At 72.7% G+C, this 20,981-nt stretch carries 16 protein-coding genes; 1 reads left to right on the forward strand and 15 read right to left on the reverse strand.

Features of this window, described 5'->3' with window-relative positions:
- Window positions 1-123 precede the first annotated feature (123 nt).
- On the forward strand, window positions 124-3,252 hold the full coding sequence (gene ileS, locus MCM47_RS02045) for an isoleucine--tRNA ligase (RefSeq protein WP_238740326.1): 3,129 nt from the start codon (window positions 124-126) through the stop codon (window positions 3,250-3,252).
- Window positions 3,253-3,438: 186 nt separating this feature from the next.
- Here the strand turns inward: ileS and MCM47_RS02050 are convergent, their stop codons facing one another.
- The 15 genes from MCM47_RS02050 to MCM47_RS02120 all read right to left on the reverse strand — a co-directional run bounded on the left by MCM47_RS02050 (window position 3,439) and on the right by MCM47_RS02120 (window position 20,945).
- The gene (locus MCM47_RS02050) at window positions 3,439-4,776 is read right to left on the reverse strand and encodes a DivIVA domain-containing protein (RefSeq protein ID WP_238740328.1); all 1,338 of its coding nucleotides are present in this window, start codon (window positions 4,774-4,776) and stop codon (window positions 3,439-3,441) included.
- A gap of 59 nt (window positions 4,777-4,835) precedes the next feature.
- The gene (locus MCM47_RS02055; RefSeq protein ID WP_238740330.1) at window positions 4,836-5,117 is read right to left on the reverse strand and encodes a YggT family protein; all 282 of its coding nucleotides are present in this window, start codon (window positions 5,115-5,117) and stop codon (window positions 4,836-4,838) included.
- A 93-nt stretch (window positions 5,118-5,210) separates the two neighbouring features.
- Window positions 5,211-5,813 (reverse strand): cell division protein SepF, encoded by a 603-nt coding sequence (locus MCM47_RS02060; RefSeq protein ID WP_238740332.1) that lies wholly within the window; start codon window positions 5,811-5,813, stop codon window positions 5,211-5,213.
- Window positions 5,814-6,035: 222 nt separating this feature from the next.
- A complete protein-coding gene (locus MCM47_RS02065; protein ID WP_238740334.1) occupies window positions 6,036-6,848 on the reverse strand; it encodes a YggS family pyridoxal phosphate-dependent enzyme in 813 nt (270 codons plus the stop codon).
- Window positions 6,848-7,579, reverse strand: a complete 732-nt coding sequence (pgeF, locus tag MCM47_RS02070; RefSeq protein ID WP_238740336.1) for a peptidoglycan editing factor PgeF — start codon at window positions 7,577-7,579, stop codon at window positions 6,848-6,850. The genes MCM47_RS02065 and pgeF overlap by 1 nt, the downstream gene beginning before the upstream one ends.
- Window positions 7,576-8,805, reverse strand: a complete 1,230-nt coding sequence (gene ftsZ, locus MCM47_RS02075; RefSeq protein WP_238740338.1) for a cell division protein FtsZ — start codon at window positions 8,803-8,805, stop codon at window positions 7,576-7,578. Before ftsZ ends, pgeF begins: the two co-directional genes overlap by 4 nt.
- Window positions 8,806-9,170: 365 nt before the next feature.
- Entirely contained in the window at window positions 9,171-9,977 is an 807-nt protein-coding gene (locus tag MCM47_RS02080) for an FtsQ-type POTRA domain-containing protein (protein ID WP_238740340.1), read from the reverse strand.
- Window positions 9,970-11,076 (reverse strand): undecaprenyldiphospho-muramoylpentapeptide beta-N-acetylglucosaminyltransferase, encoded by a 1,107-nt coding sequence (gene murG, locus MCM47_RS02085; RefSeq protein ID WP_238740342.1) that lies wholly within the window; start codon window positions 11,074-11,076, stop codon window positions 9,970-9,972. The genes MCM47_RS02080 and murG overlap by 8 nt, the downstream gene beginning before the upstream one ends.
- Before the next feature lie 6 nt (window positions 11,077-11,082).
- On the reverse strand, window positions 11,083-12,390 hold the full coding sequence (ftsW, locus tag MCM47_RS02090; RefSeq protein ID WP_374209047.1) for a putative lipid II flippase FtsW: 1,308 nt from the start codon (window positions 12,388-12,390) through the stop codon (window positions 11,083-11,085).
- A 110-nt stretch (window positions 12,391-12,500) separates the two neighbouring features.
- Window positions 12,501-13,952 (reverse strand): UDP-N-acetylmuramoyl-L-alanine--D-glutamate ligase, encoded by a 1,452-nt coding sequence (gene murD, locus MCM47_RS02095; RefSeq protein ID WP_238740344.1) that lies wholly within the window; start codon window positions 13,950-13,952, stop codon window positions 12,501-12,503.
- Window positions 13,949-15,010, reverse strand: a complete 1,062-nt coding sequence (gene mraY / locus MCM47_RS02100; RefSeq protein ID WP_238740346.1) for a phospho-N-acetylmuramoyl-pentapeptide-transferase — start codon at window positions 15,008-15,010, stop codon at window positions 13,949-13,951. Before mraY ends, murD begins: the two co-directional genes overlap by 4 nt.
- Complete coding sequence (gene murF, locus MCM47_RS02105; protein ID WP_238740348.1) at window positions 15,011-16,411, reverse strand: UDP-N-acetylmuramoyl-tripeptide--D-alanyl-D-alanine ligase; 1,401 nt, start codon at window positions 16,409-16,411, stop codon at window positions 15,011-15,013. It abuts the gene before it with no gap.
- Entirely contained in the window at window positions 16,408-17,973 is a 1,566-nt protein-coding gene (locus tag MCM47_RS02110) for a UDP-N-acetylmuramoyl-L-alanyl-D-glutamate--2,6-diaminopimelate ligase (RefSeq protein WP_238740350.1), read from the reverse strand. The genes murF and MCM47_RS02110 overlap by 4 nt, the downstream gene beginning before the upstream one ends.
- A gap of 93 nt (window positions 17,974-18,066) precedes the next feature.
- Window positions 18,067-20,382: a penicillin-binding protein 2 gene (locus MCM47_RS02115; RefSeq protein ID WP_238740352.1), complete on the reverse strand. Its 2,316-nt coding sequence runs from the start codon at window positions 20,380-20,382 to the stop codon at window positions 18,067-18,069.
- Window positions 20,379-20,945, reverse strand: a complete 567-nt coding sequence (locus tag MCM47_RS02120) for a cell division protein FtsL (RefSeq protein WP_374209048.1) — start codon at window positions 20,943-20,945, stop codon at window positions 20,379-20,381. The genes MCM47_RS02115 and MCM47_RS02120 overlap by 4 nt, the downstream gene beginning before the upstream one ends.
- Window positions 20,946-20,981 lie beyond the last annotated feature (36 nt).

Genomic DNA, 20,981 nt, shown 5'->3' on the forward strand with positions numbered 1-20,981 from the left:
AGCAAGCCCAAACAAGAGGGCCGCACGCAGCACCGCGGCCAAGGAGGGTGGTACCGCGGGGCGGCATGCCGTCTCGTCCCTCCGTCGGATCCAGCCCACATCCGCCGGAGGTAGACGCCCGCGATGAGCACCTACAATCCCGTCCCCGCGCAGGTCGACCTGCCCGCCCTGGAACACCAGATCCTCTCCTTCTGGCAGGACAACAAGGTGTTCCGGCGCAGCCTGGAGCAGTCCGAGGGCCGCCCTGAGTGGGTCTTCTACGAGGGCCCGCCCACCGCCAACGGCATGCCCGGCGCCCACCACATCGAGGCCCGCGTCTTCAAGGACGTCTTCCCCCGCTACCGCACGATGAAGGGCTACCACGTCGCCCGCAAGGCCGGCTGGGACTGCCACGGCCTCCCGGTGGAGCTGGCCGTCGAGAAGGAGCTCGGCTTCTCCGGCAAGCAGGACATCGAGGCCTACGGCATCGCCGAGTTCAACGCCAAGTGCCGCGACTCGGTGACCCGGCACACCGACGCCTTCGCCGAGCTGACCACCCGCATGGGGTACTGGGTCGACCTCGACGAGGCCTACCGGACGATGGACCCGTCCTACGTCCAGTCCGTCTGGTGGTCGCTCAAGCAGATCTTCGACAAGGGCCTGCTGGTCCAGGACCACCGCGTCGCCCCCTGGTGCCCGCGCTGCGGCACCGGCCTGTCCGACCACGAGCTCGCGCAGGGCTACGAGACCGTCGTCGACCCCTCGGTGTTCGTCCGCTTCCCGCTCACCGGCGGACCGCTGGCCGGCGAGGCGGCCCTGCTGGTCTGGACGACCACCCCCTGGACCCTGGTCTCCAACACCGCCGCCGCCGTCCACCCCGAGGTGGTCTACGTGGTGGCCACCGACGGCAACGAGAAGCTGGTCGTCGCCGAGCCGCTGCTGGGCAAGGCCCTCGGTGAGGGCTGGGAGGCCACCGGCCAGCGCTTCACCGGCGCCGAGATGGAGCGCTGGGCCTACCGCCGCCCGTTCGACCTGGTCGAGATCGAGGACGCGCACTACGTCCTCAACGCCGACTACGTCACCACCGAGGACGGCACCGGCATCGTCCACCAGTCCCCCGCCTTCGGCGCGGACGACCTCGCGACCTGCCGCAAGTACGGCCTGCCGGTGGTCAACCCGGTGCTCGCCGACGGCACCTTCGCCCCCGAGGTCCCGCTGGTCGGCGGCCAGTTCTTCAAGAAGGCCGACGAGGCGCTGGTCGCGGACCTCAAGGAGCGCGGTCTGCTCTTCCGCCACCTGCCGTACGAGCACAGCTACCCGCACTGCTGGCGCTGCCACACCGCGCTGCTCTACTACGCGCAGCCGTCCTGGTACATCCGGACCACCGCCGTCAAGGACGCGCTGATCCGCGAGAACGAGGCCACCAACTGGTTCCCGGAGACGGTCAAGCACGGCCGCTTCGGCGACTGGCTGAACAACAACATCGACTGGGCGCTCAGCCGGAACCGGTACTGGGGCACCCCACTGCCGATCTGGCGCTGCGAGGAGGGCCACCTCACCTGCGTCGGCTCGCTGGCCGAGCTCACCGAGCTGACCGGCACCGACCAGAGCGGCCTCGACCCGCACCGCCCGTTCATCGACGACGTCACCTTCGCCTGCCGCGAGTGCGGCGGCACCTCGACCCGGGTGCCCGAGGTCATCGACGCCTGGTACGACTCGGGCTCGATGCCGTTCGCCCAGTACGGCTACCCGTACCAGAACAAGGAGCTGTTCGAGAAGCGCTACCCGGCGCAGTTCATCTCCGAGGCGATCGACCAGACCCGCGGCTGGTTCTACACGCTGATGGCCGTCGGCACCCTGGTGTTCGACAGGAACAGCTACGAGAACGTCGTCTGCCTGGGCCACATCCTGGCCGAGGACGGGCGGAAGATGTCCAAGCACCTGGGCAACATCCTGCAGCCGATCCCGCTGATGGACCAGCACGGCGCCGACGCCGTCCGCTGGTTCATGGCCGCCGGCGGCTCGCCCTGGTCGGCCCGCCGGGTCGGCCACGGGACGATCCAGGAGGTGGTCCGCAAGACCCTCCTCACGTACTGGAACACCGTCGCCTTCCAGGCGCTGTACGCCCGCACCACCGGCTGGGCCCCCTCGGCCGCCGACCCGGCCCCGGCCGACCGCCCGCAGCTGGACCGCTGGGTGCTCTCCGAGCTGAACACCCTGGTCCGCGAGGTCGACGCGGCGTTCGAGGCGTACGACACCCAGCGCGCCGGCAAGCTGCTCTCCGGCTTCGTCGACGACCTCTCCAACTGGTACGTCCGCCGCGGCCGGCGCCGCTTCTGGCAGGGCGACGCCGCCGCGCTCGCCACCCTGCACGAGGCGCTGGAGACGGTCACCCGGCTCATGGCCCCGCTCACCCCGTTCATCACCGAGCGGGTCTGGCAGGACCTGGTCGTCCCGGTCGTCCCGGACGCCCCGGCCTCGGTCCACTTGGCCACCTGGCCGGAGGCGGACGAGTCGCTGGTCGACGCCGACCTCTCCCGGCACATGGCGCTGGTGCGCCGCCTGGTCGAGCTCGGCCGGGCCACCCGCGCCGAGTCCGGCGTGAAGACCCGTCAGCCGCTCTCCCGGGCGCTGATCGCCGCCCAGGGCTGGGAGGAGCTGCCGGCCGACCTGCGCGCGCAGATCGCCGAGGAGCTCAACGTCTCCACCCTGGAGTCGCTGGCGGAGGTCGGCGGTTCGCTGGTCGACACCACGGCCAAGGCCAACTTCCGCGCGCTGGGCAAGCGTTTCGGCAAGGGCGTCCAGGACGTCGCCAAGGCGGTCGCCGCCACCGACGCCGCCCGCCTGGCCGCCGAACTGCGCGCCGACGGCCGGACCTCGGTCGAGCTGAACGGCGAGACGGTCACGCTGGCCCCGGACGAGGTGGTCATCACCGAGACGCCGCGCGAGGGCTGGGCCGTCGCCAACGAGTCCGGCGCCACCGTCGCCCTGGACCTGGCGATCACCCCGGAGCTCAAGCGCCTCGGCATCGCCCGCGACGCGATCCGCCAGATCCAGGAGGCCCGCAAGAACTCCGGCCTGGACGTCGCCGACCGGATCGTCCTGCGCTGGCGGGCGACGAACGAGGAGACCGCCGAGGCCGTCGCCGAGCACGGCCCGCTGGTCGCCGAGGAGGTGCTGGCCACCGACTTCGCGGCCGGCGCCGCCGACTGGGAGTCCGAGACCTTCGCCGACGAGGGCCTGGGCCTCGCCTTCCAGCTCCGCAAGGCCTGACCCCGCCCGGAGCGGCCGGCACCTCGGGGAGGTGCCGGCCGCTCCGGCGTTCCTGCTCGAACCCCGGGTCGGAACGGCTGGTCCCGGACGGCCCCGGCCCGCCCGCCGGCGCGTCCGGGAACGGCGAAGCGCCCCCGCCCCGACCCGAAGGTCGGAGCGGGGGCGCTTCCTGAGTGCCGACCGCGACTAGTTGTCGCCGTCCTCGTCGATCAGGAACCCGCGCATCGGCGCCGGCGCCTGCTGCATCGGCTGCGGCGGCTGGGGCCGGACGGCCGCCATCGGCTGCGTCATCCCGGCCGGCTGCATCTGCGGGGCACCGGTGTTGCCGCCGGAGGTCTGCCCGCCGAAGCTCGGGGCACCCGAGCTCCCGCCGAACGAGCTCTGCCCGCCGAACGAGGGCTGGTTCCCGCCGAAGGACGGCTGGTTGCCGCCGAAGCTCGGGGCACCGCCGCTCATCGCGGACGCACCGGCCGGAGCCATCGACGACGCGGCCGGCGGCAGCGACGCGGTGGCCGGGATGCGCGGCGGGGCGAGCGAGTCGTCGGCCTGCGACTCCAGCTGGCGCAGCTGGGTCTCCAGGTACGACTTCAGACGCGTGCGGTACTCGCGCTCGAACGCCCGCAGGTCCTCGACCTTGCGCTCCAGCGTGGCCCGGGCGGACTCCAGCGAGCCCATCGCGACGCGGTGCTTCTCCTGCGCGTCCCGCTCCAGCGCGTCGGCCTTGGCGCGGGCGTCCCGCTCCAGGCCCTCGGCACGGCTGCGGGCCTCGCCGACGATCTTGTTGGCCTCGGAACGGGCCTCCGAGATCGCCTGGTCGGCGGTCTGCTGGGCGAGCGCGAGCACGCGGGCCGCGCTGTCGCCGCCGGGACCCTGCTGCTGCATCGGGCCGCCGCCGAGCGGGCCGCCCATCTGCTGCGGGCCGCCCATGGGGCCGCCCATCTGCTGCATCTGCTGCTGGCCCATGCCCTGGCCCATCGGGTTGCCCATGCCCTGCGGGCCGCCGGGGCCGCCCATCGGCTGGAGCATCTGACCGCCCATCGGCTGGACCAGCTGCTGCTGGCCGCCCATGGTCTGGTTCATCTGCTGCTGCGGGCCGCCCATCTGCTGCGGACCACCCGGACCGGCCGGGAGCTGCGGGGCACCGGACGGCAGGCCGAGGGGCTGGTTGCCCATCTGCTGCTGCGGGCCGCCCATCTGCTGCGGACCACCCGGGCCACCCATCGGCTGCGGGCCACCGGGGCCGCCCTGCTGGCCGGGGACCGGCGGGCCGGATATGGCGGCCGGCACGGGAGCGCCGGGCCGCGACTCCTGCGGCGGCTCCTTGCGCATGTTGGCCTGGTTCTGCGCGGCGGCACGGGTCGCAGCGGCCAGCTTGGCACGCAGGTCCTCGTTCTCGCGGAGAAGGCGGGTCAGCTCCGCCTCGACCTCGTCGAGGAAGGCATCGACCTCGTCCTCGTCATAGCCTTCGCGCAGGCGGACGGTCGTGAACTGCTTGTTCCGAACGTCCTCGGGGGTCAATGGCATCTCTTCACCTCAACGTGATCGTCGGCACACCGGCATCCTGTCGCATCGCTCACCTACGACTAGGGCCGCACAAGCGAGATCAGGACATACACAATGATCATCAGTACGAAGAAGGACAGGTCGAGCGCCACGCCCCCGAGACGCAACGGCGGGATGAACCGCCGAAGAAGCTTGAGCGGCGGATCCGTGACAGTGTACGTGGCCTCCAGGACCAGGACCATGGCCTTGCCGGGCCGCCACGAACGCGCGAACTGGAACACCCAGTCCATCACCAGCCGCGCAAGCAGGAACACCAGGAAGACGGTCAGTGCGTAATAGAGCACCGCCCACACGATCCCCATCGCGCTTCCCTCTCCCCGGTTCTCGGCCCTCGGGCCGTGCCGCCTGTCGCTAACTCGCTGTCGATCAGATCCACACGTAAAGTCGTGGCCGGGTCAGCTCTGGTTGAAGAACCCACCCTCGGCGATCCGAGCCTTGTCCTCCGCCGTGACATCGACGTTAGCAGGCGACAGCAGGAACACCTTCTGTGTCACGCGCTCGATACTGCCGTGCAGACCGAAGACGAGTCCAGCGGCGAAGTCTACGAGGCGCTTGGCGTCGGTGTCGTCCATCTCGGTCAGATTCATGATCACCGGAGTCCCGCCGCGGAACTGTTCCCCGATGGTACGGGCCTCGTTGTAGGTCCGGGGGTGCAGCGTGGTGATGCGGTAGGGCTCTCGTTCGTTCACTACCTTGGGCATGATCACCGGGGCGCTCTTCTCCAGGTTGTGGCGGCGTTCGGGTGTGATGGACGACACTGGGGCCATCCTCGGGGCCTCCTGCCGGATCGGGACCGCGGCCGGCACCGGCTGCGGCGTGATCGAGGAGACCGGGGCGGGTGCCGGAGCGGCCGGCCGGGGGATGTCCTCGGTCCGCCCGGCGCGGATCGGCTCGGGGTCCGCGTCGTAGTCGTCGTCGGGGTCGTACCCCTGGCCGTCGTACGTCTCGTCCTCCACGAGGCCGAGGTAGACCGCCATCTTGCGCATTGCGCCGGCCATGCTCCTGTCTCCTCCGCTTGTGGTGGACCGTCCCGGCGGCCGGGCCCCACGGCCCCGCTGCGGATTCCACGGTTCCGCCCGCGACGACCCGCCGGGCCGACGGCCGGTCAGAAGTCGTGGGGAGGGGGCCGCGGAGCTGCGATCCACGGTTGGCTAGCGCTCTGGAAAGCTGCTAGTTTCTGTCCTATTTTGTCCTGCAGTCTGATCTACTACCCGGTGACGTTACCTGAGGGGTGACCGCACTCCGAGTACCGCCGTTCCGACGCGCACGTGTGTCGCCCCGGCGGCAACGGCCTGCTCCAGGTCGCCGCTCATTCCCGCGGAAACCATGGTGGCAGCCGGATGGGCCGTCCGTACGGCGGTTGCGATTTCCGCCAGCACCGCGAAGGCGCGGGCCGGGTCACCGGCGAGCGGGCCCACGAGCGGAGCGACCGTCATCACCCCGTCCAGCCGGAGCCCCGGCGCCTCGGCGATCGCGTCCGCCAGCGCGGCGACGTCGGCCGGGGCGACCCCGGCGCGGTGCTCGACCCCGCCCTGCCCGGCCGTGCCGCCGGCCGCCACGTCCTTGTCCAGCGCGACCTGCACCAGGCAGCCCAGCTCCGGCCGGTCCGACTTGAGCACCGCCGCGGACAGCGACTCCACCAACCGCAGCCGGTCGACCGAGTGCACGTGGTTCGCGTACCGGACCACCGAGCGGACCTTGTTGGTCTGCAGCTGGCCGACGAAGTGCCAGTCCAGCGGAAGGTTTCTGCACAGCTCCGCCTTGGGAGCGGCGTCCTGGTCGCGGTTCTCCGCGACGTCGGTGACGCCCAGCGCGGCCAGCAGCGCGGTGTCCTCCGCCGGGTAGGTCTTGGTGACCACGACCAGCTTCACCTCGTCGCGCGCCCGCCCGGCAGCGGCGCAGGCGTCCGCGATCCGCCGCTCGACGACCTCCAGGTTGGTGCCGAGTTCCTCGTACCGGGCCCGCTGCCCCTCCGTCAGGCCGGCGAGGAATTCCCGGCTGCCCGGGAACGGTCCGTAGATGTCGTTCGTCATCAGAGTTCAGAGCCCAACCAGACGTAGCTCGCGAGCCGGCCCGTGCGCTGCTCACGGCGATAGGAGTAGTGATCGGCGGATTCGAGGGTGCAGACCGATGATCGCACCGAATCGGTGACCCCCGCAGCGGCGAGCTGGGCCGCCACTCCCGCCGGCACGTCCAGCGCCGGGGTGCCCCAGGACGTCTGCGCGTACGCCGCCGGGACCACCGCGGCCACCTCGGCGCGCAGCGCGTCCGGGACCTCGTAGCAGCGGCCGCAGACCGCGGGGCCGACCGCGGCGGTGATCCGCCCGGGCTCGGCACCCAGCTCCCGCATCGCCCGGACCACCGCCGGGACCACGCCGGCCGCCAGCCCGGGCCGGCCCGCGTGGGCCGCGCCCACCACGCCCGCCACCGGGTCGGCCAGCAGCACCGGGGTGCAGTCGGCGGTGAGCACCGCCAGCGCCAGCGGGCGGTCGGTGACCACCGCGTCCACCACCGGGGCCTCACCCACCGGCTGGCGCTCCGTCACCACGGCGACGTCCGCACCGTGCACCTGGTTCATCCAGACCACGTCCGCCGGATCCAGCCCCAGCGAGCGGGCCGCGATCGCCCGGTTCTCCCGGACGGCGGCCGGATCGTCCCCCACCGCACCGCCGAGGTTCAGCTCCCCGTACGGCGAAGTGCTCACCCCGCCCCACCGGGTGGTGAAGGCGAAGTGAGCACCGTTGCGGTCCGTGCGATCGATCACTTAAGGAAGTCCGGGACGTCGAGCTCCTCGGCGGGGCTCTCCACGAACGGCTGGCGGGCCGGCTGCACCTGCGGCGGCACCGGGGCGGCGGTCGCGGTGGCCGGGGCCTCCGCCGGGCGTGACGGCGCCGGGGCCTCCGCCTCCTGGCGGGCGGTCACCGAGCCGATGCCCCCGTACGCCGGGCGGTTCGCCGGGCGCTCCGGCGCGGCGGCCGGCGCGGTGGCGGCCGGGGCCTGCTGGCCGGCCTTGACGACCGGGTCGCGGACGATGGCGGGCGGCTGGCCGCCGTCGAACCCGGCCGCGATCACGGTGACCCGGACCTCGTCGCCGAGCGCGTCGTCGATGACCGCACCGAAGATGATGTTGGCCTCGGGGTGCGCGGCCTCGCTGACCAGCTGGGCGGACTCGTTGATCTCGAACAGGCCGAGGTCGGAGCCGCCGGAGATGGAGAGCAGCACGCCGCGGGCGCCGTCGATCGAGGCCTCCAGCAGCGGCGAGGAGATCGCCATCACGGCGGCCGCCTTGGCGCGGTCCTCGCCGCGGGCGGAGCCGATGCCCATGAGCGCCGAACCGGCGTCCGACATGACGGACTTGACGTCGGCGAAGTCGAGGTTGATCAGACCCGGGGTGGTGATCAGGTCGGTGATGCCCTGGACGCCGGAGAGCAGCACCTGGTCGGCGGAGCGGAACGCGTCCAGCACGCTGACCTGGCGGTCCGAGATGGACAGCAGCCGGTCGTTGGGGATCACGATGAGGGTGTCGACCTCCTCGCGCAGGCTCGCGATGCCGTCCTCGGCCTGGTTGGCGCGGCGCCGGCCCTCGAACGTGAAGGGGCGGGTGACCACGCCGATGGTCAGCGCGCCGAGCGAGCGGGCGATGTTGGCCACCACCGGCGCGCCGCCCGTGCCGGTGCCGCCGCCCTCGCCGGCGGTGACGAAGACCATGTCGGCCCCCTTGAGGACTTCCTCGATCTCCTCGCGGTGGTCCTCGGCGGCCTTCCGGCCGACCTCGGGGTTGGCGCCGGCGCCGAGGCCCCGGGTGAGTTCACGGCCCACATCGAGCTTGACGTCGGCGTCGCTCATCAGGAGGGCCTGCGCATCGGTGTTGATCGCGATGAACTCGACGCCCTTGAGACCGACCTCGATCATCCGGTTGATGGCGTTGACACCACCGCCGCCGATACCGACGACCTTGATGACTGCGAGGTAGTTCTGCGGTGCTGCCACGTCGAAGGCCTCTCGCCTCGAATTTCCGGGTCGGCCCGACGCCCGGTGGGGCGTCGTACCGACGGATGTCGATGGGTAGGGAGCCTGGTTTCTGACTGAATGTCCGAAATGCCGACCGCCGACCCCAACCCTAAACTTGACCTTTAGGGTTAGTCCTGTGCCCCCGTCACATCACCAGGGGACACAGTCTGGTGACACAGGACACTAGGTGGCCGCTGGCACGCGTTTCAACGAACACGCCGAGCTTCCCTTTTTCTTTTGAGCCTATGTGATCATCGACCGGCCGATGAAACCGGGGTGACCACCAAGGTTCGGGCCGACGTCGAAAGCCGTCAACCCCTCCCTCGATCACAGAACCTACCGGATCATCCGGACACCGCCGGCGCCTCGGGCGCACTCACGTCGAAGTTCGTACCCTTCTGATGCATCAGTGCCACCAGGACCCGGGCTTTTCGATCGATTTGCTCCGCACTCCCCCAGCGGACCGTGGTACCCCCACCGAGCTGCAACTGGATGTCGTCGTACGAGTGCACCAGCACCGCCCCGGCCCGTTGCCGGATCTCGGCCGGAAGCCCGGCGGCGACCGCCACGGCGGCCTGGACCAGTCGGGGCCGACCGAGCACCGGCTCCGCGTCGGCGGCCTGCTGGCTCAAGCGGAGCTCGACCACCGGGACGCCTGCCGGGGCCGCCGCCTCGGTGGCGAAGCTCACCCCGGCGGCGTCGACCTGGGTGAAGCGGCCGTCCTCGCCCTTCACGGCGGCGACCGCGGTCCGCTGGGTGAGCTTCACCCGCAGGGTGTGCGGCCACCCCCGCCAGACCTCGGCGCCGGCCACCCGCGGGATCGCCTCCACCCGCTTCTTCACGTCGTCCAGGTCCACCCGGGCCAGCGGGCCACCGCCCAGCTCGCCGATGGCCGCGCGGACCTGGTCGGCCGTCAGCCTGTCGTCGGTCACGCCCTGGACCGCGACGCTGCGCACGTCCAGGGCCGGGGAGAGGAACACCAGCCAGGCCAGCACGCCGACCACCGCGGCGCCGAGCACGCCCAGCACCGCGACGCCCCGCCGGGAGAGCCGGAGCCGGGGAGCGTACTCCTCGTCCCCGAACTCCACCTCGTCCCGCGGGTACCCCCGGCCGGCGGCCGGGGGCGGGTCGGCGAGCCGGCCGTCAGCCACGGCGGCGGCCGCCCCGGGCGGCGTCGATCGCCTCGTAGACCATGCCGACCAGCAGCTCGTCGGCGTCCCGGCGGCCGAACTCGGCCGCCGCCCGGCTCATGTCCCAGAGCCGCTGCGGGTCGGTCAGCACCGGCAGCACGTTCTGCAGCACCCAGTCCGGGGTGAGCTCCGCGTCGTCGACCAGCAGCCCGCCGCCGGCCTTGACCATCGGCTGGGCGTTCAGCCGCTGCTCTCCGTTGCCGATCGGCAGCGGGACGAACGCGGCGGGCAGGCCGACCGCCGCCAGCTCGGCCACCGTCATGGCGCCGGCCCGGCACAGCATCAGGTCGGCCGCGGCGTAGGCGAGGTCCATCCGGTCCACGTACGGCACCGGGCGGTACGGCGGCATCCCGGGGACGTCGTCCACCTGCGGCAGCTCGTTCTTGGGACCGACCGCGTGCAGGATCTGCACGCCGTACTGCTGCAGCCGCGGCGCGATCGCGGTGACGGTCTCGTTCAGCCGGCGGGCACCCTGGGAGCCGCCGGAGACCAGCAGGGTGGGCAGCCGCTGGTCGAGGCCGAAGTACTGCCGGGCCTCGGGGCGGGCCGCGTTGCGGTCCAGCGTGGCGATCGTGCGGCGCAGCGGGATGCCGATGTACCGGGAGTCGCGCAGCTTGCTGTCCGGCGTGGAGACCGCGACGAAGTCGCTGTACCGGGCGCCGATCTTGTTGGCCAGGCCGGGCCGGGCGTTGGCCTCGTGCACCACGATCGGCACACCGGCCCGCTTGGCGGCCAGGTAGGCCGGCATCGCGACGTAGCCGCCGAAGCCGACCACGACGTCCGCGTTGACCCGCTCGATGATCTCCTGGGCGGCCCGGACGGTACCGCGCAGCCGGCCCGGGACGGTGATCAGCTCGGGGGTGGGCTTGCGGGGCAGCGGGACGGCCGGGATGAGCTCGAGCTGGTAGCCGCGCTCGGGCACCAGCCGGGTCTCCAGGCCGCGCTCGGTACCGAGGGCAGTGATCCCGACGGACGGGTCGTGCCTGCGGAGTGCGTCCGCGAGGGCCATGGCCGGCTCGATGTGACCGGCGGTCCCCCCGCCGGCGAGTACGACATGCACCGAAATTCACCGCTCCCTGCGTGCCGGCCCGGGGGCCGGGCGCGCTGTGGTTCGTCGTCGTGGCAGCACCCGGGCCAGTCGTCTCCTGATCCGGGAGTTCTTGCTCCGGGCGGCCAGGGCCGCCTTCGCGCCCGAGCTGCTGCGTGCCAGGCAGAGCAGCACCCCGATCGCGGACATGGCCGACAGCATGGCGGAACCGCCGTAGGAGAACAGCGGGAGCGGGACGCCCGCGATGGGCAGCAGTCCCAGCGCCGACCCCAGGTTGATCACGGCCTGCGCCATGATCCAGGTGGTGGCGGCTCCCGCGGCGTACCTGACGAAGGGGTCCTTCGTACCGATGGCCACACGGATACCCGCGTAGCCTAGTGCCGCGAAGAGACCGATCACCGACAGCGTCCCCACCAGGCCGAGTTCCTCGCCGGTCGCGGCGAAGATGAAGTCGGTGTGCGCCTCCGGGAGCTGGCCCCACTTCTCGACCCCGGCGCCGAGGCCGGAGCCGAACAGGCCGCCGAGGCCGAACGAGTAGACGCCGTGCAGCGCCTGGAAGCAGGCGCCGGCCGGGTCGAGCTTGGTGACGCCGATGCAGGAGAGCCGCTCCGCCCGGTGCGGGACGGTGACCACCAGGGCGGTGCAGACGACGACCGCCACGCCGAGGGTCGCCACGAACAGCCGCAGCGGCGCGCCGACCATCCAGAGCAGGCCGAAGAGCATGGCCACCAGGATCATCGAGGTGCCCATGTCACCGCCGAGCATGATCATCGCCAGCAGCAGCAGCGCGCCCGGCACCAGCGGGACCAGCAGGTGCTTCCACTGGTCGAGGGTGCCGTTGCGCTGTTTGCGGGCGAGCAGGTCGGCGCCCCAGAGCACCAGGGCGAGTTTGGCGAACTCGGACGGCTGGAACTGCATCAGGCCGAGATCCAGCCAGTTCCGGTTCCCGTTGACCTCGACCCCGACGCCGGGGATCGCGACCAACGTGAGCGCGCCGATCACCCCGAACATCACCGGGTAGACGATCACCCGCAGCACCGCGACCGGCACGGACGCGAAGCCGATCAGCAGCACCAGGCCGAGCACCACCGCGACCAGCTGCTTCAGGAAGTAGTACTGCGCCGAGCGGTGCTGGCCCAGGGCCAGGATCTGCGAGGCCGAGAAGACCATCATCAGGCCCAGGACGACCAGCAGCAGGGTCGAGCCGATGATCAGCAGGTAGGGCGTGAGCGGCCGGTCCAGGGTGTACCGCAGGCGGGCCCGGAAGGCCTGCAGGCGGGCCAGCGGGCCGGCCGACTTGTAGGCGGTCGTGGTGGCCGAGATCACCCGCCAGGGATCGGCAGCGCCCTTTTCCGGCGCACCGGAACCGCCCACCCCGCCCTGCCCCGCCACCACTCCTGCGCTCCCTCGTCTCCGCGGCCCGCTCGCCGTTCCCGCTATGGCGTGTCCGCCAGCTCCCGGACCGCCGCCGCGAAGAGGTCGCCGCGCTCGCCGTAGTTGGTGAACATGTCCATCGAGGCGCAGGCCGGGGCCAGCAGCACGGTGTCACCCGACCGGGCGAGCGATGCGGCCGTCCGGACCACCTCGGCCATCGCCACCGCGCCAGTCTGGCCCTCGGCCGCCTCGATGACCGGGACATCCGGCGCGTGTCGCGCCAGGGCCTCCCGGATCAGCGCGCGGTCCTCGCCGATCAGCACGGCGGCGCGCAGCCGCTCGGCCGCGCCCTGGACCAGGTCGTCGAAGGCCGCTCCCTTGGCCAGGCCGCCGGCGATCCAGACGATGGGACGGTAGGCGGCCAGCGAGGCGGCCGCCGCATGGGTGTTGGTGGCCTTGGAGTCGTCGACGTAGGTCACGCCGCCGACCACGCCGACCTCGGCGATCCGGTGCGCGTCCGGGCGGAAGGCCCGCAGGCCGTCGCGGACGGCCTTGACGTCGACGCCGTAGGACCGGGCCAGCGCTGCGGCGGCGAGCGCGTTGGCGATGTTGTGCGGCGCCGGCGGGTTGACGTCCGACACCGAACCCAGCTCGGCGGCGCTCTTGGTCCGGTCCGGCACGAAGGCCCGGTCCACCAGCAGGCCGTCCACCACGCCGAAGTTCGACGGGGCGGGCGCGCCGAGGCCGAAACCGATCGCCCGGCAGCCCTCCTCGACGTCGGCCTCGCGGACCAGCGCCTCGGTGGCCGGGTCGGCCAGGTTGTACACGCAGGCGACGACGTTGCCCTCGTAGATCCGGCCCTTGTCGGCGGCGTACGCCTCCATCGAGCCGTGCCAGTCCAGGTGGTCGGGCGCCAGGTTGAGCACGGCCGCCGAGTACGGGCGCAGCGAGGGCGCCCAGTGCAGCTGGTAGCTGGAGAGCTCGACCGCGAGCACGTCGTACGGCTCCTCGGCGAGCACGGCGTCCAGCACCGAGACCCCGACGTTGCCGACGGCGGCGGTGCGCTTGCCGGCGGCGGTGAGGATCGAGGCGAGCATCTGGACGGTGGTGGTCTTGCCGTTGGTGCCGGTGACGGCCAGCCAGGGGGCCGGCTCGCCGGTGGACGGCAGCGGCCTGCGCAGCCGCCAGGCGAGCTCGACGTCGCCCCAGACCTCGACGCCGGCCCGGTCGGCCGCGGCGAACAGCGCGCTGCTCGGCGGCCAGCCGGGCGAGGTGACGACCAGGCGGGTGCCCTCGGGCAGGGTCGCCCCGTCGCCCAGGCGGACGGTGACGCCCCGGGCCTCCAGCTCGGCCGCGCGGGCCTTCAGGCCCTCGCCGGAGCCGCCGTCCACGACGGTGACCCTGGCGCCGAGGCCGTGCAGCACGCGGGCCGCGCTGATGCCCGAGACGCCGAGGCCGGCGACGGTGACCGGCAGTCCGGTCCACTCCGGCCCGGCCGGCTGGAGGTTGGTCATCCGGTCACCCATCCCGCGTAGAAGAGGCCGAGGCCGACGGCGACGCAGAGGCCCTGGATGATCCAGAACCGGACCACGATCAGGACCTCGGTCCAGCCCTTGAGTTCGAAGTGGTGCTGCAGGGGCGCCATCTTGAAGACGCGCTTCCCGGTCATCCGGAAGGAGCCGACCTGGATGATCACCGACAGGGTGATGATCACGAAGAGGCCGCCGAGCACGGCGACCAGCAGCTCGGTGCGGGAGCAGATCGCCAGACCGGCCAGGGCGCCGCCGAGGGCGAGCGAGCCGGTGTCACCCATGAAGATCTTGGCGGGCGAGGTGTTCCACCACAGGAAGCCGAAGCAGGAGCCCATCAGGGCGGAGGCGACGACCGCGAGGTCCAGCGGGTCGCGGACGTCGTAGCAGTTGGCGGTGGCGGTGATGGCGTACGCACAGCTCTGGGTGTACTCCCAGAGGCCGATGAAGGTGTAGGCGCCGAAGACCATCACCGAGGCACCGGTGGCCAGGCCGTCCAGACCGTCCGTCAGGTTCACACCGTTCGACATCGCGGCGATCATGAAGTAGGCGAAGATCACGAACAGCACCGGGCCGATCGACCAGCCGAAGTCCCGGACGAAGGACAGGTGCTGGGAGGCCGGGGTGAGCCCCCGGTCGTCGCTGAACTGCAGTGCCAGCACGGCGAAGGCGAGGCCGACGAAGGACTGGCCGAGCAGCTTCGCCTTGGCCCGCAGGCCCAGCGAGCGGCGCTTGACCACCTTGATGTAGTCGTCCAGGAAGCCGACCAGGCCCAGACCGGCCGTCAGGAAGAGCACCAGCAGCCCCGAGACGGTCGGGGACTCGCCCGTTATCGCCTTGGTGGCGAAGTAGGCGATCAGCGTCGCCAGGATGAAGGCGATGCCGCCCATGGTGGGCGTGCCCTTCTTGCTGTGGTGCGCCTTCGGGCCGTCGTCGCGGATGTACTGGCCGTAGCCGTGCCGGGCGAGCAGCTTGATCAGGGCGGGGGTGCCCAGCAGTGAGAGGACCAGGCCGATCATGCCGGAGAACAGGATCTGCTTCATTTACGCAGCACCGTCCGCGAGCAGCGCCTCGGCCACCTTCTCCAGCCCCACCGAACGGGACGCCTTCACCAGGACCACATCCCCCGGCCGCAGCTGACTGCGCAGCAGCTCGACCGCCGCGTCCGCGTCGGACACCAGCACCGACTCCTCACCCCACGAACCTTCGTTCCTCGCGCCCAGTTCCATGCAGGCCGCCTCGCGCCCGCCGACCGCCACCAGCTTGGTGACGTCCAGCCGTACCGCGAGCCGCCCGATGGCGTCGTGCTCGGCCAGGCTCTCCTCGCCGAGCTCCCGCATCTCGCCGAGCACCGCCCAGGTGCGGCGGCGCTCCGGGCCGCGTCCCGCCATCGAGACCAGCGCCCGCAGCGCGGCCCGCATCGAGTCGGGGTTCGCGTTGTAGGCGTCGTTGACGACGGTGACACCATCGGCCCGGTCGACGACCTCCATGCGCCAGCGGGACAGCGCACCCGCCTCGCTCAGTGCTTCGGCGGTGTCGTCGACGGACATCCCGAGCTCCACCGCCACCGCGGCGGCGGCGAGGGCGTTCGAGACGTGGTGCTCACCGTACAGGCGCAGCTGCACGGCCGCGGAACCGGTGGGGGTGGTCAACGTGAACGATGGCCGTCCGGTGGAGTCCAGGCGAACATCCTGTGCCCGGACGTCCGCCTCCCGGGACTCGCCGAAGTACACCACCCTGGCCTTGGTCCGGGCCGCCATCGCCCGCACCAGCGGGTCGTCCGCGTTGAGGATCGCCGTGCCCTCCGCGGGCAGCGCCTCCACCAGCTCGCCCTTGGCCTCGGCGATCGCCTCCTTGGAGCCGAACTCGCCGACGTGCGCGGTGCCGACGTTCAGCACCAGGCCGATGCGGGGCGGGGTGATCGAGGTGAGGTACTCGATGTCGCCCTTGTGCCGGGCGCCCATCTCCATCACCAGGTGCCGGGTGCCCTCCTCGACCCGCAGCGCGGTCATCGGGTGGCCGATCTCGTTGTTGAGCGATCCCGGCGGGTAGACGGTCTCGCCGTGGCGCTGGAGCAGCTGGGCGATCAGGTCCTTGGTGCTGGTCTTGCCGGCCGAGCCGGTCAGCGCCACCACGGCGGTGCCCTCGGCGCGGGCCACCACGGCGCGGGCCAGCTTGCCGAGCGCGTCCACGACGCTGTCCACCAGGACGGCGGGCACGCCGACGGGGCGGGAGGCCAGGACGGCGACGGCGCCGGCCGCGACGGCCCGATCGGCGTAGTCGTGGCCGTCCACGCGCTCCCCGGCGAAGGCCACGAAGAGGCCCCCCGGGCGCATCTTGCGGGAGTCGACCTCGACCGGGCCGGTGACGAGGGTGGCGGGGTCGGCGCCGTCCAGGGTGCCCCCGACTGCTGCGGCCACCTCGGCGAGGGTCAGTGCGATCACGGCTGCTCCACTACTCCGGCGCCCCGGGCGGCCGTGGTCCGCGCGACGGCCTCGCGCAGCACCTCCCGGTCGTCGAAGGGGCGGATCTCGTCTCGGACGTACTGGCCAAGTTCATGGCCCTTGCCGGCCACCAGCACGGTGTCCCCGGCCTGGGCGCGGGCCACCGCGAGGTGGATCGCCTCGGCGCGGTCGGGAACGACCAGGACGGCGCCGCGCTCGGTCTCGGGCACCGAGGCGGCGCCGGTCAGCATGGTGGCGAGGATCGCCAGGGGGTCCTCGCTGCGCGGGTTGTCGCTGGTCAGCAGGGCCGTGTCGGCGAGCCGGGCGGCGATGGCGCCCATCGGGGCGCGCTTGTGCGGGTCGCGGTCGCCGCCGCAGCCGACCACCACGTGCAGCCGGCCCTTGGTGACCTCGCGCAGCGAGTCGAGGACGGCCTGCAGGGCGTCCGGCTTGTGGGCGTAGTCGACCACCGCGACGTAGGGCTGCCCGGCGTCCACCCGCTCCAGGCGGCCGGGCACCCCGGGCACCGCGGCGACCCCGGCCACGGCCTGCTCCAGCGGCAGTCCGGCGGTGACCAGGACGGTGATCGCGGCCAGCGCGTTGGCGACGTTGAACGGACCGGGCAGCGGCACCGCGGCGTCGGCCTCGGCGCCGTCCGGGCCGAGCACCCGGAAGGTCGAGCCGACCGGTCCGAGCTGGACGTCCACCGCCCGCCAGTCGGCCTCCGGTGCGCCGGTGGCGGAGAAGGAGGTGACCGGGATCTTCGCCTCGGCGACCAGCCGGCGCCCGTAGGCGTCGTCCAGGTTGGCCACCCCGAGGCGGGACTTTCCGGGCTGGAAGAGCCGGGCCTTCGCCTGGAAGTAGTCCTCCATGTCCGGGTGGAAGTCGAGGTGCTCGGGGGTGAGGTTGTTGAACAGCGCGACGTCGTAGACCACGCCGTCGGTGCGGCCGAAGACCAGCGCGTGGCTGGAGACCTCCATGGTCACCGCGTCCGCGCCGCGCTCGCCCATCACGGCGAGGATCGCGTGCAGGTCGGTGGCCTCGGGGGTGGTCCGCTCGCTCTTGATCCGCTCCTCGCCGACCCGCATCTCGACGGTGCCGATCACCCCGGGGCTGCGGCCGGCGCCGCGCAGACCGCCCTCGACCAGGTAGGAGGTGGTGGTCTTGCCGTTGGTGCCGGTCAGCCCGATCATCAGCAGCCGCTCGGAGGGCCGGCCGTAGACGGCGGCGGCCAGCTCGCCCATCCGGGCCCGGGGCCGGTCGACGACCAGCATCGGCAGTCCGGTGCCGGCCGCCAGCTCGGCGCCGGCCCGGTCGGTGAGCAGCGCGACCGCGCCGGCCGCCGCGGCCTGGGCCGCGAAGGCCGCGCCGTGGTGGTTGGCGCCCGGGAAGGCCACGTACACGTCGCCCGGACGGACCGCTCGGGAGTCGTGGGTGACGCCGGTGACCGGGCCCCCCTCGACGGGCGCGAGGCCGAGCAGTCGGGCCAGCTCGGCGAGCGGCTGGGCCGCGGCCCCGGTGGGGCGGGGCGGGCTCACGGTGATTTGATCGGGTTTCGGCACGGCGGGAAGGCTATCCGCCGAAGGGCGTCCCTTGCCAAACCGGGCCGCCGCCGTGGCGTCGTCCCACCCGGCCCGCTCGTTGTCCATGGTCGATCACGGCTTCCACTCGACGGGCAGGTTGGGCGCCTCGCTCCCGCTCGGCGGCACCTGCAGGGTCTTCAGGGTGAACTCCATCACCTGCTTGAACACCGGCCCGCAGAGCTGGCCGCCGAAGTGGCCGTTGACCGGGTCCTGGATCACGCAGGAGACGGTGACCCGGGGCTGGTCGGCCGGGGCGAAGCCGATGAACGAGGCGGTGTACCCGCGGTAGCCGCCGGTCTTCGGGTCCACCCGGTTGGCAGTACCGGTCTTGCCCGCCACCCGGTAGCCGGGGATGGCCGCCCGGCCGCCGGTGCCCTGCTCGTCGGTGACGACGGACTCCAGCATCTCGGTGAGCGTCCTGGCGGTCTGCTCGGAGACCACCCGGGACTCCGCCCCCGCCGGGGCCGGCGTGTACCGGCCGTCCGGTGCGGTCGTGCCCTGGACGACGCTGGGGGCGACCCGCACCCCGCCGTTGGCGATGGTGGAGTACACCGAGGTCGCCTGGAGCGCGTTGACCGACAGGCCCTGGCCGAACGGGATGGTGTACTGCTTCGACGCCTTCCAGTCCTCCGGCTTGTCCAGGATGCCGGCCGTCTCCCCGGGGAAGCCCAGGCCGGTCTGCTGGCCGATGCCGAACTTCCGCAGGTAGTCGTAGAGCACCCTGTTGGCCTCGGGCTGGGTGGCGCCCAGGGTCTGGGCGGCCTCGATGGTACCGATGTTGGACGACTTGGCGAGCACCCCGGCCAGGGTCAGGTACCAGGTGTCGTGCACCTCGTCGTCCTTGAACGCCGTGTCACCGCGGACCAGCGGGTAGGGGACGGTGACCTTGGTGTCCCAGCTCGCCTTGCCGGTGTCCAGCACCGCGGCCATGGTCATCAGCTTGGCGGTGCTGCCGGGCTCGTAGGCGTCCTGCAGCGCCGCGTTGCCCAGCTGGTTGGCCTTGGCGCTGCCCAGGCTGTTGGGGTTGAAGCCGGGCGAGGTGGCCATCGCGAGCACCTGGCCGGTCTTCACGTCCTGGACGATGACGTAGCCCTTCTCCGCCCCGGCGTTGGCGACCTGGTCGGTGATGGCGCGCTGGGCGGCCCACTGGATGTCCCGGTTGATGGTCAGCCGCAGGTCGGTGCCGGGCACGGCCGGGTCGAGCGAGCCCCCGGCGGTGGGCACCAGCCGGCCGCCGGCCTGGGCGTAGCTGCTGTGGCCCTCCTTGCCGGCCAGCTGCTTCTGGTACTGCTGCTCCAGGCCTCCGGCGCCCTCGCCCTCGGCGTTGACGAAGCCGACCAGGTTGGCGGCCAGGCCGTCCGAGGGGTAGACGCGCTTCTGGGTGTCGCGGTTGAAGACCCCGGCCAGCGGGTTGACGCACTCGTTGTCCAGCCTGGTCCGCCCGCCGTCCTCGGCGGGCTTGTTCAGCAGCCGCTTCTGGGCCGCGCAGGACCGCGATCCCGCCTGCTTCTCCAGGGTCGACTTGAGGTCGCTGATCTGGTTCTTGACGTCCGGGGTCTGCTGGGCGGCCAGGCGCTTGTAGCGGGTCCTGGGGGTGTGCAGATCGGCGGCGATCCTCTCCTTGGGCAGGCCGAGGATCGGCGCCAGCAGCGCGGCCGCCTGCTCGGGGGCGTCCGGGATGCCGGCGGCCTCCGGGGTGAACATGGCCGGGTCGGCGGTGATGTCGTACGCGTCGACGGTGGTGGCCAGGGCCACGCCGTCGGCGGACGTTATCGAGCCGCGCTCGGCGGTGATCGGGATGTCCAGGTAGCGGTTGGTGTTGGCGTCGGCGGCCAGCGCGTCGGAGTCCACCAGCTGGAGCTGGACCAGGCGGCCGGCGAAGACCGAGAACACCAGGGAGAGCGCCACCGTGACCACCCGGAGCCGGCGGCGCTGGTCGGCGAGCCTGATCGACCGGGGCTGCGGCGGGCGGGACTTCGGGCGCGGCCGGCCAGGCCCCTGGCCACGGGCGGCCGCACGGGCGTCGGGGCGGCGCTGCTGCGGGGTCCGCGGGGCGCCGGCCTTCGGGTCCCGGCCGCGGGGCGTCCCGGGCTTGGCGGCCGCGGCTGCGGGCTGCTGCGACCGCGCCGGCTGCGGCTTGGGCTTCGCGGACTGGGCCTTCGCGGGCTGGGGCTTCGCAGGCTGCGCCTTCGGCGGCTGCTTCGGCCGGGCAGCGGGCTGGGGCTTGGCCGGCTGCGCCTTGGCGGGCTGGGGGCGGCCGCCCTGGGCACGCGGTACCTGGCCGCGCGGGGTCTGGCCACGGGGCGTCTGGCGGGCCGCGGCGCCCTTGGCCGTCGGCCGGGGCCGACCGGTGCCGCCCGCTCCGCCGGAGGGCTTCCAGTCGCTCATCGGCCCGCACCCCCGCCCGGGGCGGGCGCGGCCGGCGGCGCCGGGTTGACCCGCACGGTGGTGTCGCCGCCGGACGCCGGCGCGGTGGGCGCGGCGCCGCCCGGCTGGGCACTCGGCGAAGGCTGCGGCCTGCCCGGCCACGGCTCGGCGGTGGAGCGCTTCACCGGCTGGTTGTCCTGGGCGGCGCCGGGCGAGCCCAGCACCTTGCCGCCGTTCGGGACGTCCAGGAAGGCCATCCCGCCGGCCGGGACCATGCCCAGCTCGGCGGCCCGGCGCGCGAGCGCGTCCGGCGCGGAGTTCTGGTCGATCTGGTGCTGCAGGCCCTGCTGCTCGTCGGTGAGCACGGTGGTCTGCCGCTGCAGCCGGGAGAGCTCGAAGGACCCCTCGTTGAGCGCGGTGTTCAGCGCGAGCAGGCCGAGCAGCCCGGCCGCCAGCAGGACCACCACCAGCACCGCGAACGGCGTCCGCCCCCGCACCGGCCGCCGCCCGGGGCGGACCGTGATCCGCGCCCTGCCGCCCTGCCCGGGGAGTACCGCACTCCCCGCCCCGCCTCCGGCCACCACGCTGTCTCCTCCGCCCTTCCCACCACCCCGGCCCGG

Source organism: Kitasatospora sp. A2-31, assembly GCF_022288725.1.
Lineage (GTDB): Bacteria > Actinomycetota > Actinomycetes > Streptomycetales > Streptomycetaceae > Kitasatospora.